Here is a 14924-nt window from a genome sequence, read left to right as displayed (position 1 = left end):
ATTGTAAAATATATTATTTTCGCATATGTTTATTTTGTAATGGAACTGAACCAGCAGAAAGAACTTTTTAGCAAAGCTTATGTGCGTGCCGTTGCAGCCGTGGCAGGTTTCTCTGTCAGTCAGCCAGAGGTAGATGATGACAGCATTGATTTGAAGATTGTGGCAAGAGGAGGTGAGGGAGTAGTTTTTTCCCCTGAGCTTAACCTACAATTAAAATGTACCTCAAGAGATGTACTCGACGGACAGTTCATCCGATATCCGGTGAGGATAAAAAATTACAGGGATTTGATCATCAATTCCCAGGTTCCGCGCCTGTTAGTGGTAGTTTTAGTGCCGTAAAATTTAGAAAACTGGTTGCAGCAGTCTGAAGACGAAATGTGCATGAGGTATTGCACCTACTGGGTGTCGCTGCGGGGGCTGCCAGAAAGACTCAATACAGCGAATGTAACAGTTGAGTTATCCCGCTCTAATCAGTTCACAGTAGAGGCTCTCAAGTCTATTATGCAGCGTCTTAGTCAAGGAGGTTTACCGTGAAAGTAACTGTCAAAGACAAGGAAATTTTCCAAACTATAGATCCAAATGTGTTAGCAGAACACTTAGAGAAAAATGGCTGGCAAAAAGTTGCTTTAGTTTATGATAATACTTGGATTTGGCACAAAAAGAATGATGTCGGTCAGATTTTTGAAATCAAGCAGCCTGTGAGACAAGAATTTGATGCCCCTCAGCTTATTGCTGAAGCTTTTAAGACGCTAGAAATAGTAGAAAATCGTTCTCAGTTAGATATTCTCAGCGATTTAATCACTTCTTTACCTAATGTTGTAATTTCGGGATGGATTAATAAAGTACACGGGGAAGAATCGGCAAACTGCAAAATTACATTAATGGGATTTGTGGTGGGGAAGCTGAGAAAAATTCATCTGGAATTGAGCGGATCTGATTATCAGTTGGCCCTCAAGGCTTATGAAGCGCGATCGCCCGTAACGTGTTTTGGTGATTTAATTAAAGAAAATGACTGTTTCGTGCTAAATAATCCGCGCGATTTTGCTCTGCTGACTGAGGCTGAATTAATCCAATAGTTTGGGAAATCCTGGTTGTGGTACAATATAAAGCAAAAATTATTGTGCCGATCGCATTACAGGAAAACAGGTTATGCAAACTTTAAAATTAGGTGCATCGGGTTCCGATGTTGTGAAACTTCAAAAACGCTTGCTGGAGTTAGGGTTGAATCCAGGAAGTGCAGATGGTAAGTTTGGGCCGAAAACTGAAGCATCCCTCAAACAGTTTCAAACCAATCAAAAAATTTTGGCAGACGGAATCGCGGGCCCCAAAACCCTCGCTGCGTTGTTCCCTGGGGAACTTTTGGGCTCGTCACTTTTATCATACAGGGCGATCGACCTAATCTTAGAATTCGAGGTCGGCGGCGGGCGGGAATACTACGAAAGCCTTTTGCAGCGTCCAACTTGGCCGGAAGGAGCATCGGGAATTACGATCGGCATCGGCTACGATCTAGGTTACAACAGTGTAGAAGTTTTTAATCAAGATTGGAATAAATTAGCGGATGCTGACCAAAAACGTTTGAGTAACTGCTGCGGGTTGACAGAGGATGCAGCAAAAGAACGTTTAGCTAGTGTTAGAGACATCATTATTCCCTGGGAATTAGCTTGGGAAGTTTTTAATATTGTCACAGTGCCGAAATTTTACAATCTGACAAAAGAAGCATTTCCCGGTTTTGAACAATTGCCCGCAGATGTTCAAGGAGGATTGGTAAGTTTGGTGTTCAATCGCGGCACGAGTATGCAGGGAAACCGTCGCCTAGAAATGCGTGTAGTTCGTGATTTGGTCACGAAAAAGAATGTGAATAAAATTGCTGAACAAATTCGCAAAATGAAACGAATTTGGCTGGGAACGAGCATTGAAAAAGGGATGAATAGACGGCGGGATGCTGAAGCGGATTTAATCGAGAAAAGTGCTTAGATATCTTTTAGCTGTTATGATAAAAGCGATGTTATCCGCACAAAACCTCGGCGAACAAGTCAATAATTGGGAATTTATCGAGTTGTGGTAGATGCGATTGTTTTCCCGCCTCGGATTCTGATGTTAGTGGGTGGCAAAAATAGTAAGTGTGGTATTTACGAACCATCGCTGAATTATAAACTGCTGTTTTTAAGCTCAAGTTATGATGAGGCTCACTCGTGGTTACTGGAAGATGAATATGAGCGAGTTGATGGGAGGCTTTTAGCCTCGGACATAGTTTGAGTGAAGAATAATTAGGGCGATCGGCCTTGGGAAGCCGTGTCTATTTTTTTTAGCCGTTTCCCTACTTTTTTGCGTCCATTTAAACTGATTTAATATGAAAGATGAATACTCCTAAACCTTTATTAACTAAAATCGAATTAAGACGATCGCTCCTCAACACCCGCAAATCCCTATCAGCCCAACAATGGAGAGAAAAGAGCGATCGCCTTTGCAACCACCTGCACAACTCGCCCCTATTTACCCAAGCAAAAACAATCCTTGCCTACTTTAGCTTTCGCCAAGAACCAGATTTAAGTCCCCTATTTGTAACTCCCCGCAAATGGGGATTTCCCCGCTGTGTCGGCTCATACTTATCCTGGCACGTTTGGCAGCCCGGAGATGCTTTACATACTGGAGCTTATGGCATACTAGAACCGCTGCCGGATGCTCCTAAAATCGACCACTCAGAAGTAGATTTAATCCTCGTACCCGCCGTTGGTTGCGATGTTCGCGGCTATCGCTTGGGCTACGGCGGCGGCTATTACGATCGAATGCTGAGTTTACCTGAGTGGGAATCAAAAATTACGATCGCCACAATCTTTGAATTTGCCTTGCTAGCCCAGCTACCAGTTGACTCCTGGGACAAACCGCTGCACGGAGTTTGCACCGAAAGCGGGTTAGAAATGATACAGCAAAAATCTTAAAGGTCGATCGAGCAATAAATTGTCAGCAATTATCCCTAGATCCATGTTTATATGTATTATGACTAACGCACTCGCCCACAAAGAAACCGGGTTTTTTAACCGAGATTGAGGGTTTTAAGCAAATACTTTGGTTAAAAAACCCGGTTTTTGGGCACCCGTGCATCAATCCTATCTATCCTACTGAAAGTCCTATTTAATCCAAAATCTAAAATCTAAAATCTACAATCCTATGGCCCACCGATACGTTCGAGTTAAAACAACACAAGGACACATCCATTACGGTTTGCTGCAACTAAGCCACAGCGTTCAAGTATTTGATGCACCTCCGTGGTTAAAAGGACAACCAACAGATTTGGAACTCCAACCAGATACTTACCAAATTCTCGCCCCGTGCTCTCCCTCAAAAATTGTAGCCGTCGGCAAAAATTATGCCGATCACGCGGCCGAAATGGGTACTCCAGTACCCGAAGAACCCCTGCTGTTTTTTAAGCCTCCCAGCGCTATCATCCCCGCAGGTGGAGCGATTCGCTATCCGCAGCAGTCGGAAAGGGTAGACTACGAAGGAGAATTGGCCTTGGTAATTGGCGAATATTGTAGCAACTGCACTCCCGAACAAGCACACGGCAAGATTTGGGGCTATACCATCGCCAACGACGTGACAGCCAGAGATTTGCAAAAGCGTGACAACCAGTGGGCGAGGGCGAAAGGGTTCGATACATTTTGTCCCTTGGGGCCTTGGATTGTCCGCGAACTGAGTCCCGCTGCACAGTTGCAGACTTTTGTCAATGAGAGCGATCGACCTGTACAGTCATCCCAGATCGATCGCATGGTATTTTCCCCAGACTTTCTCGTCTCCTACATCAGTCAAATCATGACTCTAATTCCCGGCGATGTGATACTGACAGGAACGCCGCAAGGGGTAGGGCCGCTACAAATAGGCGATCGAGTCCGCATTGAGATAGAAGGTATTGGCAGTCTGGAAAATACCGTAGTTATTGGTTATTAGTTATTGGGCATTGGGCATTGGGCATTGGGCATTGGGCATTAGAACCAACAAATAATAACCAACTAACAACTGCCAACCGTCAACTGTCAACTGCCAACTGTCAACTGTCAACTGCCAACTGTCAACTGACTAACGTACCTGCATATAAACAGCATCCGAAAGCGGAGGAATCTCTGCATAGCGTCCCAACGCCGACTGAATGACTGCATAGAAAAATGCAGCCAAAACGCCCAAAAACACCATGTTATACAGAGTTTCTGCAATAAATGCGACTTGCAAGCCTTTTGAGAAAATTGGCAAAACCAAACCGCACAGCATCAAAACAATGTCTAAAAGAATCGCCTGCATCGCATTAAAACGAATGAAGTGACTGATGTTTTCGTTTCTAACTACTCCTAAATACAGGGCAAAGAAAATAACCAAGCTAGCAAAGGGCAAACTATAAATTTGCATCAATGGAGATAGCGGTATCAACAACAGTTGCAGGATAGGAAACTGTGTAAACAGAAACCTGCCAAAGGCAAGCCCGTCAATCAGCGGCAGCAAGTAAGGCAAACAAGCAAAAATCCGGTCTGGAACAGTCGTAGATCCGCGCCAAGTCATAATGAACTCTCCTGAGTCGATCGATTTAACTATCAATTCCCGTTAAACTCAGGATAACGCAGCAGGCTCAGTTCCGACTCGCCCGGAATTTACCCACACTCAGAGCCTAGTAGATTCAGGGGTACTTAGATCGAGTCGGGTTCAATAGTCACCATGCCCGATGCCCGATGCCCCATGCCCCATGCCCCATGCCCCATGATTATTTGATATTGGCAATGACGAAGCCCATTAGACACTCGTATCGATCGGGCAAATTTTCCGTAGGTTTAGCAACTGGATGCCCGCAGCGAAGCTCTCCACCGCTCCAGCGCGGTTGGCCCGTGCGATCGGCGAGCACACAACCTTGGCAAACACACTGAGGGGCAAGCATCTGATTTTCCATTAGAATAACTAACATTTGATACCTCCGGCAGGTTTCATACCAGTAATTTCATTGTATGTCAGGAACTTGGGACAAACGGCTTAAGCTGAACACAATGTAATATTTGGATCAATCGTGCGAAATCCGTAGTAGGGTAAAAGATCCCCAATTCGCAATCCCAAAATTGTCAAGAGGTTGATTATTGTGACCGACACTAACTTTGAATTCCTTTCCAAAACCGACCCGCAGATTGCCGATTTAATCGGGCAAGAACTCCAGCGGCAGCGAGACCACCTAGAACTGATCGCCAGCGAAAACTTTACCTCCGCCGCCGTAATGGCAGCTCAAGGCTCAGTGCTGACCAATAAATACGCCGAAGGATTGCCAACAAAACGCTACTACGGTGGCTGCGAATTTATTGACGGCATCGAGCAAATCGCGATCGATCGCGCCAAACAGCTATTTGGAGCAGCCCACGCCAACGTCCAGCCCCACTCCGGCGCTCAAGCGAACTTTGCAGTGTTTTTGAGCTTGCTAGAGCCTGGAGACGGAATTATGGGCATGGATTTGTCCCACGGCGGACACTTGACCCACGGTTCGCCCGTGAATGTCTCCGGCAAATGGTTCAAAGCTTTTCACTACGGCGTTAACAAAGAAACAGAACAGCTTGACTACGACGAAATTTTGGCACTGGCGAAGCAAAACCGACCGAAATTGCTGATTTGCGGCTATTCAGCATATTCGCGAATTATCGACTTTGAAAAGTTTAGAGCGATCGCCGACGAAATCGGAGCCTACCTGCTGGCCGACATCGCCCACATCGCCGGGTTAGTCGCCACAGGCCATCACCCAAGCCCCCTCGCCCACTGTCACGCAGTCACCACCACCACTCACAAAACCCTGCGCGGCCCCCGCGGCGGCTTGATTTTGACCAATGACCCCGAACTTGGCAAAAAGTTCGACAAAGCAGTGTTCCCCGGCACTCAAGGCGGCCCCTTAGAGCACGTGATTGCGGGCAAAGCAGTAGCTTTCGGCGAAGCATTAAAACCCGAATTTAAAACTTATTCCGGTCAAGTAATAGAAAATGCGCGGGCTTTAGCTGCACAGTTGCAGCAGCGGGGTTTAAAACTCGTTTCCGGCGGCACGGACAATCACTTAATGCTAGTAGATTTGCAATCGGCAAACATGACAGGCAAGCGAGCCGACCAATTAGTTAGCGGTGTGAATATTACTGCTAATAAAAATACCGTGCCTTTCGATCCAGCATCGCCTTTTGTCACCAGCGGTTTGAGACTCGGTTCGCCAGCGATGACCACCAGGGGCATGGGAACTACTGAATTTACCGAAATTGGTAATATTATTGCCGATCGACTCCTGAATCCAGATGATGAAAGCGTCGCCGCCGATTGTCTGCGGCGAGTAGCTGCACTTTGCGATCGCTTCCCGTTATATCCGCACTTGTTCTTGAAAGTGCCGGCATTAGCTTAATTTTCCTGATTGGCAATGAGAAATTGGTAGTTGGAAGTGTACGGGTAAAAGGGTAAAAGAGCCGGAAAAGATTGAGAGTTGCCATTCGCGATCGCCCCCTGTTTTAACGTACATATATCGATCGCGTGGGGCGGGTTTTACCCGAGATATTTGTCGGTAGCCAAAGATATCGATCTACCCGCCCCCTTCCAGGGATAAATCCACTCGGATCGATGTGTCGATCGACAGTCTCGCGATCACAGCATAGATCCCCAAGGGTCTTAATTTGAGAGTTACTAAGTGAAAAATCTCACTTTTTGGCGATCGGGCAACTTCCACTCCAACAAATTTCCGGCTCCCAAACCCCCCAGTCGCACTTTAAAGATGTTTCCTTGTGATAAGCCATCTGAAATGTAGTAGACTCTGCCTGACAGCCTAATTGCCCCGCACTATTATTTAAAATTGATTTCAGATGCCGTATCAGTATCTGTACCACGTAGTTGCTTTTCTGGTTTCTGCGATCGTCGTCCTCTACAGTACACCAATAGTCAAAAAAATTGGTCTCAAAAGCGGGCGAGTCGATCGGCCAGGCGAGCGAAAAGTCCATAAGCGCCCGATGGTGCGCTTGGGAGGAGTGTCCATCTTTATGGGCACTCTGACTGCTCTGTTATTTGTCTGGCTCTCAGGAGGCTTCATCGATGCTAGCGGACAAATTCTCGATCGCAAAGACGAATACGAAATCTGGGGAGTCACCCTCGGCGGCGTCGGATTCTTCCTCATCGGTTTAGCAGACGATTTATTTTCGCTCTCAGCCATCAAACGCTTGCTCATGCAAATTGGCGTATCCAGCATCGCTTGGTACGCGGGCGTACAAATTGAGTTTCTCACAGTTCCATCCTTGGGACTGACAGATCTTGGCTGGCTGAGCTTGCCAATTACCGTAATTTGGCTCGTCGGTATGGCCAACGCCATCAACTGGATTGACGGTTTGGACGGTTTAGCAGCCGGAGTTTCAGGCATTGCAGCAGTTGTGATGCTGATAGTCAGTCTGTCAATGCACCAACCCGCAGCAGCCCTAATTGCAGCGGCTTTAGCAGGCGGCACTTTGGGATTTCTGCGCTACAACTTCAATCCGGCTCAAATCTTTATGGGAGATGGCGGCGCTTATTTTATCGGTTTCACTCTCGCGGGAGTGGGAGTAATTGGGTTAGTTAAAACTACGGCTATTACCTCTGTGTTGCTGCCATATTTAATTTTAGCTGTACCGATTTTAGATATGTCAGCCGTGATTCTCGATCGACTCCGCAACGGCAAATCACCATTTATTGCTGACAAGCGCCACCTCCACCACCGACTTCTAGAAGCCGGACTATCCCATAAATTTGCGGTTTTATTTATTTACTCGCTGACACTGTGGGTAGGGAGTTTAGCCCTAGCTTTTTCGGTTCCAAGCGGCATCATTTACGCGATGGGTGCGACAAGTTTGCTGGGATACGCTAGCTGGAAAGTTTGGAGACACGCTCGATAGTCAGTTGACAGTTGACAGTGGACAGTGGACAGTTGACAGTTGACAGTTGATGGTTGATGGTTGACAGTTGACAGTTATCATTTACCACCAATTAGCAATTAGCAATTAGCAATTACCAATTACCAATTAGCAATTAACAATTAACAATTAGCAATTACCAATGCCCAATCCCTCCGCTTCGCTTCGCCCAATGCCCAATGCCCAATGCCCAATGCCCAATGCCCTATTACCAATAACTAATGGTTGCTGAAATTATTTGTGTTGGCACTGAATTGCTGTTAGGAGATATTCTTAATGGCAACGCTCAGTTTTTAGCGAAAGAATTAGCGAGTTTGGGAATCCCTCATTACTATCAAACCGTGGTGGGGGACAATCCAGAACGCATCAAACAAGTGTTAGAAATCGCTGTGGGTCGATCGCAACTTTTACTCTTCACAGGAGGTCTAGGCCCGACACCAGACGACCTCACAGTCGAAACAATCGCCGATTTTTTTGGCGTTCCCTTAATCGAAAAACCGGAAATTATCGCCGATATCGAACAAAAATTTGCCCTGCGCGGACGCACCATGAGTCCCAGCAACCGCAAACAAGCTTTACTTCCAGAAACGGCGGATATTCTGCCGAACCGCAGTGGTTCTGCACCGGGCATTATTTGGCAGCCAATTCCCAACGTGACAGTGATGACATTTCCCGGCGTACCGGCGGAAATGCACTTGATGTGGAGAGAAACCGCCGTTCCTTACCTGAAAAATGGCGGTTGGTGCAGCGCCACTATTTTCAGCCGCACGTTGAAATTTTGGGGAATTGCTGAGTCGGCGCTGGCGGAAAAAGTAGAATCTTTTCTGAATTTAACTAATCCTACTGTGGCTCCCTACGCCAATCACGGTCAAGTCAAATTGCGGATTTCTGCCCGCGCTGACTCGGAAGCGGCTGCGAAAAAGTTAATTGAGCCGATCGAGCAACAATTGCAGCAGATTACTGGCCTAGACTGTTACGGTGCCGACACCGATACCCTCGCTTCGACTGTCGGGCAATTGTTGCTGGATGCGGGGCAAACTCTTAGTGTGGCTGAATCCTGCACGGGAGGAGGGTTAGGGGCGATGCTGACTGCTGTTGCCGGCAGTTCGAGCTATTTTTGGGGCGGGATTATTTCTTATGACAATCGGGTTAAGGAATCATTATTAGGTGTTAATCCGCAAGATTTAGCCGAATTCGGCGCAGTCAGCGAGCAAGTAGCAAAACAAATGGCGGCAGGAGTGCGCGCGAGGCTCAATACCGATTGGGGATTGAGCATTACAGGCATCGCCGGGCCAGGAGGCGGTACAGACGCTAAACCTGTGGGACTGGTTTATGTCGGTTTAGCTGGCCCCGACGGCGTGACAGAAAGTTTTGAATACCGTTTCGGCGATGCGCGAGGCCGCGATTGGATTCGGCATCTCAGTAGCTGTACGGCGCTCGATCGACTCCGGCGTCAATTATTTTTGGTAAAAGCGTAGAAAATATCCAAGGCCGTGTCAATTGTCAACTGTTAGCACTAAGCTTAATCTTTATTTAACACTCTGCGAACCCAGATTGTTCCGTAATTTTCTGATAACCTCTTGATTATCTGTAAAGATTCGTTATGATAATAAGATAGGACTGATTGGCAAATATACTGAACTCTCTCCTTTGCTCAAAACAACCAGCAAGCGAGACAGCAAGTTTGACCTTTGATTTCAAAGTCGTGCTTGCTTATGTTTCAGAAATTTAGCCGTCGGTTTAGCAGTCTAGACTATAAAAAAAGGAGCTATCCGTTCAATGGAAAACATTGAAAAGGTGCTGGAACAAATTGAAAAATGGGTTCGCAAGTTGATAGAAGGACTTCTGAGTCCCGAAGCTCAACCGGAACTGCAACCGATTCCTATTCCAGTTAACCAACCTAGGCATCGCCGATAGTTGAGACTGGGTTTGAGATTTGATGTTGGCGATCGAATTCAAGTCAAAACTCAAAGTTTTGTGGCGCTGGAATTTAAAAAATTGTTAAATATCCTGGTACTTCATGGCCCTAATCTGAATCTATTGGGTCAGCGAGAACCTGGAGTATATGGTTCTGCGACTTTAAAGGATATCAACGAGTTGCTAGAACGAGAAGCGCAAGCTCTCCAGGTGCAAGTCTCTATTCAGCAGTCGAATCACGAAGGGGTTTTGGTGGATGCTATTCATTCGATGTTGGGGCAGCACCAAGGTTTATTGATTAATGCTGGAGCTTATACTCATACGAGTGTGGCAATTAGAGACGCGATCGCTGCGGTGAATATCCCTGCGGTGGAAGTTCATCTGAGCAATATTTACCGCCGGGAAGCTTTTCGACACCACTCGTATATTGCACCAGTGGCGATCGGGCAAATCAGCGGTTTTGGCTCGGAGAGTTATCGGCTGGGGCTGCAAGCTCTCGTTAGTCACTTGATGAAAAATTAAAAATTTACCGATTCTAGCGATCGGATGAGGGCCGGTTTTAGATGGAAAACCAGCCCTTATATGTTTGGGTTTAATTCAAATTCATCACAAGAATTGGTAATGGGTAATTGGTAATGGGTAATGGGTAATTGGTAATTGGTAATGGGTAATGGGTAATTGGTAAGCTGTTGCGCATTTTAATTGCATATTCTGCGCGATGCTCGGAGCAAATGCCCACAAGAGTTTGATTGATTATTGACACACAATTTAAATGCAACAACAGCTTAATGGGTAATAACACAGCAAAAAAATGACCAATGACTAATGACCAATGACTAATGACCAATGACTAATGACTAATGACTAATGACTAATGACTAATGACTAATGACTAATGACTAATGACTAATGACTAATGACTAACAACTTAAGTTAAATTCAAATGCGGCATTCCCTGTTGAGCAAGTTTCAAGGAACCATCCTGGGGGCAGTTTTAGGAGACTCTATAGGCCTGCAATACCAGAGGGAACTGGCGGGTATCCCTCGCCGAACAGAAGACTTGCAGCCGATTTTACAACTGACGAAACACCAACAATTGACCCTGAGTGGGGCAAAATTGGTGTTGAATTCTGCCAGCAGCAAAATCCTAACTAGCAAACACTCCAAATGCGGGAGACTTGCAGTGGCGTCCGCTCAAAGTTTAATTCGGTGTAACGGTTTAGATTTCAAAGATTGGGGCGATACTTGGGAAGTATTCGCCAAGTCGGAAATCTACCATTCGCAAAACACAGAGTTTCAAAGCCTGCTTAACCCTTGTGAAGTTGCGGTTGCTGCGCTGCCGTGCGCGATGTTTTTTCACGAAAATAAGGCTAAGCTGCGAGAAAAAATCATGCTGGCGACAGATGTTTTGCCCAACGAAAATAAGGCAGAATTGCAAACAGCCGTTTTAGCTATCGGATATGCGATCGCCCGATCGTTCAAACAAAGACTTGACCCCGCAACAGCGATCGAACAAACAATTGCCTACCTGAAAACAGATAATGCCTTAACAGAACTGCTGCTGCAAGTGCAAATACTACTAGAAAAAGGAGCCGATTTAGAAACAGCCGCCACTCATCTGTGCAAAAGCGCGACAGCTTTGCGAGAAAGACAGGGCGAAGGTGAAAAAAAATTACAAACCGAGTCAATTGTCAACCCAGAAAATTTGATTCCCATTGCCTTAGCTTTCTACTGCTTTTTGAACACCCCAGAAGACTTGCGCTTGTCAGTGGTGCGTGCTGCCCGCTGTGGCATAACTGGACAAATAACCTGCGCTTTGACGGGAGCTTTGTCTGGAGCCTATAACGGCGTTGCGGGGATTCCTGTAGAATGGCGACAGGTATCTTTGGCTGAGGTTAAATCCCAGCAGCTAGCCGAGGGCCGAGAACCCTCGCTCTGGGGAACTGGCAGCGATGCAAAAATTGTAGAGTTAGCAAATAACCTGTTTGCTGTTTGGGCGGGAGTTTACAAGCCCGATACCGGACTGGATTCCGCAGCGCTAGCCCGATCGGTGGCTGCACCTTATGTCATTAGACCTCGTAAAATATAAAGTTTGGAGCTTTTAACGGTAAGGGGAAACCAGAAATTAGCAAGTAGCCATTAACAAGTCAAAAGCGAAAGTGGAAGGAGAGCGACAATTAAAAATTAAAAAGTGAAAAATTAAATGTGAAAAATTAAATCGGACGCGCCTGCCCCAACAAGCCAGGTTTAAACGAGAATATGGGGTTGGGAAACGAAAAATCTACGGATAAACAAGGTTTTTAGCGATCGCGCGCGAGTTCTGTTCAAGATAGACAAGGTTGAATATTCAGCCAGGTTAGTTCGGATAAAATCAATCAAGATGCATAGTCAGAAATTCTGACAAAGCTGCTGGATAACAGTGATATATCTTCGACACAAATGAATACGCTCTCCTCATTGATGCGGCAGATTGAGCAGCTAGGGGCTGCGCGCTCACTGCGCCAACACATTGCTAAAGTGCAAAATGGCAGCAGCAAAGCAGATACCGATCGCGCTGGCGGGCCTCTCCTGAGCCGTTTGTCGCGCCCGAAATGGATTCTTCCCGAGGCTTTTACTACTAAATTTACAAGTAAAACCTCCAAATCAAGCCTCAAAAATCAAGCTCGTTCCCCTATGTTGGCGCTGGTGGCGGTAGTTTCCCTCAGCAGCACTTTGGGGCACCGCTTCTACAACCAGCCGAAACTGGATGTGGGGACGAAAGCTCCTCAGACGATTAAGGCTCCTGATACTGCTAGCGTCCCGGATTACAAAACTACTGAAGAACAGCGGAAAGCAGCGCGGATCGGGGCTGTAGCGATATTAATGCTAGATCCTGCGGTCAATCGACAAATTTATCAAGAATTGCAACAATTTTTGCAGCAGGGGAGCGATCTACGGGAGGCGGTAGGGCCGTTTCCGTTTGCGAAATCCTCGGCGCTCTCACTTGCTGCACAGGTTTACTTGCGAGGCTGTCCCGAGTGGGAGTGGCGATCTATTTTGGCGCAAGCTAAGGAAAAAAGTCAAACTTCCGATCGCTTGAGTTTGGATTCTCCCGCAGTTGCTGGGCCGACGGAGAACAAGTCTCAGCAGGATGCTATCGCTCAATTGCAAGCTTACAGCCGATCGGTCCGGGCGGAAGAGTTTCAAAGCCTGACAGACAGTATTTCCTCTGCTCGCCGCAGCTATCTCAATGCTGTGGAGGCGCTGGAAAAACCGTTGGTTTCCGGGTTCCCCCAGATTTACGATACTTCGCTGTTTGATTTGTCGGATGCAGCTTGGCAGAAAACCCAAACAGGCATGAATCGCGCGGCAAAAAGGATGGTGGCTCAAGGTATCCTGCAGGGATTGCCAAAAGAGATTTTGAAAGAAGCTGTGAAGCTGCAAGTGGCTGATGAAGTGCCGTTAGAGTCCCAAGCTTTGGCGGTGGAGGGTTTAACAGCAATTTTGCAGCCAAATCTGGTGAGAGATCGCGAGGAAACCAAACAGCTAGCTGAATTAGCTGCGCAAAAGGTGCAACCGGTGATGATCGCAGTACAGCAGGGCGAGGTAATTGTTGCACAAGGAAAAGATATCTCGCAGCAAGATTTCGTGTTGCTGGACTATTTTGGTTTGAGCCGGCGGGGGGTGAATTGGTTGGGGCTGGCGGGGTTTGTTTGTTTAGTCGCAGGGGCAATTGCGATCGTACTGTTGGTGGAAAGGCACTACCGCTTGCGCCGCAGAGATCATTTGCTATTGCTGCTGCTGACTTTGAGCGCGCCGGTGCTGGTGAGTTTGGGGCTGCCTTGGACGAGTTTGCCCGCGATCGGCATTTTAGCAGGCGGCTTCTACGGTTCGGCGGTGGGAGTGACTGTGGTGGGGCTGCTGTCGGCACTGCTACCCATTGGCTTGGGTGTAGAGTTGATTCATTTGGTAGCTAGCGCGGCGGGGGGATTGCTGGGCGCTTTTATGGCCGGAAGGTTGCGATCGCGCGAGGAGTTGGCTCTGTTGGGCGTGGCTGTCGGCTTGACTCAGGGCAGCGTCTATCTGGTGGGGACTTTGATTGCCAGCGCGGCTGCGGGTGCGATTTGGTACGTCGTGCTCGGTACGGTGGGCGCGCAAAGTTTGGCCGGCTTGGCTTGGAGTGTTGTGGCGATCGGCATCAGCCCTTATTTGGAACACGTTTTTGACTTGATTACGCCGATCCGGCTGGCGGAACTTGCCAATCCCAACCGCCCGCTGTTGAAGAAATTGGCTGCCGAGACTCCGGGGACTTTTCAGCACACGCTGTTTGTGGCAAGTTTGGCAGAGGCTGCGGCCCGGGAACTCGGCTGCAATGTTGAGCTGGTCAGAGCTGGGACACTATACCACGATATTGGAAAAATGCACGACCCGCTCGGATTTTGTGAAAATCAAATGGGCGGGGGTAACAAACACGATGAAATTAATGACCCTTGGGCGAGCGCTGAGATTATTAAAAAGCACGTTAGCGAGGGCTTGGTGATGGCGCGGAAGCATCGATTGCCGAAGGCAATTCAGGCGTTTATTCCTGAACATCAAGGCACAATGTTAATTGCTTATTTTTACCACCAAGCGCAGCAAATTGCTGCAAAAGAAGCAGAAGATTTAAAGATTGCTTTGCCAGATGCGGGTAATTTAAAGTCAACAATCGAAAGTCGGGAAGTGAGGGAGGAAGATTTTCGCTATGACGGGCCGATTCCGCAGTCGCGGGAAACGGGGATTCTGATGTTGGCGGATTCTTGTGAGGCTGCTTTGCGATCGCTCAAGGATGCTACTCACGAGGAAGCTTTGAATATGGTTAATAAGATTTTGCGAGCTCGTTGGCAGGATAATCAGTTGATTGATTCGGGTTTGACGCGGGAGGATATGTCTCTAATTGCAGAGATTTTTGTGCGGGTTTGGGAACAGTTCAATCACAAGCGGATTGCTTATCCTAGTGCCGTTTTTACTCCGAGGTAGAGATAAGTTGCTAGTTAAAATTTGGGACTTATATTCAAATGGGGTATTTTACCACATGAGATAATTCCTAGAGTTAAAGAGTTAAAGATT

Annotated in this window: 14 protein-coding genes and 1 pseudogene; 13 read left to right on the top strand and 2 right to left on the bottom strand. The window is 47.1% G+C overall.

Annotated features, from left to right (window positions below):
• Nucleotides 1-39 precede the first annotated feature (39 nt).
• The 6 genes and pseudogenes from K4039_RS07120 to K4039_RS07095 all read left to right on the top strand — a co-directional run bounded on the left by K4039_RS07120 (nt 40) and on the right by K4039_RS07095 (nt 3945).
• Nucleotides 40-534 (top strand): annotated as a pseudogene (locus K4039_RS07120) (DUF4365 domain-containing protein).
• Complete coding sequence (locus tag K4039_RS07115; RefSeq protein WP_265234447.1) at nt 531-1076, top strand: hypothetical protein; 546 nt, start codon at nt 531-533, stop codon at nt 1074-1076. The pseudogene K4039_RS07120 and the gene K4039_RS07115 overlap by 4 nt, the downstream one beginning before the upstream one ends.
• Before the next feature lie 73 nt (nt 1077-1149).
• Entirely contained in the window at nt 1150-1974 is an 825-nt protein-coding gene (locus K4039_RS07110) for a peptidoglycan-binding protein (RefSeq protein ID WP_265234446.1), read from the top strand.
• 84 nt (nt 1975-2058) lie between these two features.
• Nucleotides 2059-2256 carry a hypothetical protein gene (locus K4039_RS07105; protein WP_265234445.1) on the top strand — a complete coding sequence of 66 codons (198 nt, stop codon included), beginning with the start codon at nt 2059-2061 and terminating at the stop codon, nt 2254-2256.
• Nucleotides 2257-2357: 101 nt separating this feature from the next.
• A complete protein-coding gene (locus K4039_RS07100) occupies nt 2358-2939 on the top strand; it encodes a 5-formyltetrahydrofolate cyclo-ligase (RefSeq protein WP_265234444.1) in 582 nt (193 codons plus the stop codon).
• A 229-nt stretch (nt 2940-3168) separates the two neighbouring features.
• On the top strand, nt 3169-3945 hold the full coding sequence (locus K4039_RS07095; RefSeq protein ID WP_265234443.1) for a fumarylacetoacetate hydrolase family protein: 777 nt from the start codon (nt 3169-3171) through the stop codon (nt 3943-3945).
• A gap of 129 nt (nt 3946-4074) precedes the next feature.
• Here K4039_RS07095 and K4039_RS07090 read toward each other — a convergent pair whose 3' ends face one another.
• Both K4039_RS07090 and K4039_RS07085 read right to left on the bottom strand, forming a co-directional pair.
• A complete protein-coding gene (locus K4039_RS07090) occupies nt 4075-4548 on the bottom strand; it encodes a Tic20 family protein (RefSeq protein ID WP_265234442.1) in 474 nt (157 codons plus the stop codon).
• Nucleotides 4549-4747: 199 nt separating this feature from the next.
• Complete coding sequence (locus K4039_RS07085) at nt 4748-4945, bottom strand: hypothetical protein (protein ID WP_106149203.1); 198 nt, start codon at nt 4943-4945, stop codon at nt 4748-4750.
• Between the two features lie 168 nt (nt 4946-5113).
• Between K4039_RS07085 and glyA the strand changes: the two genes are divergently transcribed.
• The 7 genes from glyA (at nt 5114) to K4039_RS07050 (ending at nt 14834) form a co-directional block, all read left to right on the top strand.
• Complete coding sequence (glyA, locus tag K4039_RS07080; RefSeq protein ID WP_265234441.1) at nt 5114-6397, top strand: serine hydroxymethyltransferase; 1284 nt, start codon at nt 5114-5116, stop codon at nt 6395-6397.
• Between the two features lie 451 nt (nt 6398-6848).
• Nucleotides 6849-7904 carry a glycosyltransferase family 4 protein gene (locus tag K4039_RS07075; protein WP_265234440.1) on the top strand — a complete coding sequence of 352 codons (1056 nt, stop codon included), beginning with the start codon at nt 6849-6851 and terminating at the stop codon, nt 7902-7904.
• 239 nt (nt 7905-8143) lie between these two features.
• A complete protein-coding gene (locus tag K4039_RS07070; RefSeq protein WP_265234439.1) occupies nt 8144-9400 on the top strand; it encodes a competence/damage-inducible protein A in 1257 nt (418 codons plus the stop codon).
• Nucleotides 9401-9701: 301 nt separating this feature from the next.
• Nucleotides 9702-9839, top strand: a complete 138-nt coding sequence (locus K4039_RS07065) for a hypothetical protein (RefSeq protein WP_265234438.1) — start codon at nt 9702-9704, stop codon at nt 9837-9839.
• 81 nt (nt 9840-9920) lie between these two features.
• A complete protein-coding gene (gene aroQ, locus K4039_RS07060) occupies nt 9921-10361 on the top strand; it encodes a type II 3-dehydroquinate dehydratase (RefSeq protein ID WP_265234459.1) in 441 nt (146 codons plus the stop codon).
• A gap of 421 nt (nt 10362-10782) precedes the next feature.
• Nucleotides 10783-11928, top strand: coding sequence for an ADP-ribosylglycohydrolase family protein (locus tag K4039_RS07055; protein WP_265234436.1), 1146 nt, complete (start codon nt 10783-10785; stop codon nt 11926-11928).
• A gap of 350 nt (nt 11929-12278) precedes the next feature.
• Nucleotides 12279-14834, top strand: a complete 2556-nt coding sequence (locus K4039_RS07050) for an HD family phosphohydrolase (protein ID WP_265234435.1) — start codon at nt 12279-12281, stop codon at nt 14832-14834.
• Nucleotides 14835-14924 lie beyond the last annotated feature (90 nt).

It is taken from the genome of Lyngbya sp. CCAP 1446/10 (genome assembly GCF_026130175.1).
Taxonomy (GTDB): Bacteria; Cyanobacteriota; Cyanobacteriia; order Cyanobacteriales; family Microcoleaceae; genus Microcoleus.
Note: the sequence above shows the minus strand (reverse complement) of the source record. Positions and strands in the feature narration are given on the sequence as shown.

What these genes read in the sequence shown, in the direction of transcription:
- K4039_RS07110 (WP_265234446.1), top strand. Translation starts at nt 1,150, where the DNA reads ATGCAAACTTTAAAATTAGGTGCATCGGGTTCCGATGTTGTGAAACTT.
- K4039_RS07100 (WP_265234444.1), top strand. Translation starts at nt 2,358, where the DNA reads ATGAATACTCCTAAACCTTTATTAACTAAAATCGAATTAAGACGATCG.
- K4039_RS07095 (WP_265234443.1), top strand. Translation starts at nt 3,169, where the DNA reads ATGGCCCACCGATACGTTCGAGTTAAAACAACACAAGGACACATCCAT.
- K4039_RS07090 (WP_265234442.1), bottom strand. Translation starts at nt 4,548, where the DNA reads ATGACTTGGCGCGGATCTACGACTGTTCCAGACCGGATTTTTGCTTGT.
- K4039_RS07085 (WP_106149203.1), bottom strand. Translation starts at nt 4,945, where the DNA reads ATGTTAGTTATTCTAATGGAAAATCAGATGCTTGCCCCTCAGTGTGTT.
- K4039_RS07075 (WP_265234440.1), top strand. Translation starts at nt 6,849, where the DNA reads ATGCCGTATCAGTATCTGTACCACGTAGTTGCTTTTCTGGTTTCTGCG.
- K4039_RS07070 (WP_265234439.1), top strand. Translation starts at nt 8,144, where the DNA reads ATGGTTGCTGAAATTATTTGTGTTGGCACTGAATTGCTGTTAGGAGAT.
- K4039_RS07065 (WP_265234438.1), top strand. Translation starts at nt 9,702, where the DNA reads ATGGAAAACATTGAAAAGGTGCTGGAACAAATTGAAAAATGGGTTCGC.
- K4039_RS07055 (WP_265234436.1), top strand. Translation starts at nt 10,783, where the DNA reads ATGCGGCATTCCCTGTTGAGCAAGTTTCAAGGAACCATCCTGGGGGCA.
- K4039_RS07050 (WP_265234435.1), top strand. Translation starts at nt 12,279, where the DNA reads ATGAATACGCTCTCCTCATTGATGCGGCAGATTGAGCAGCTAGGGGCT.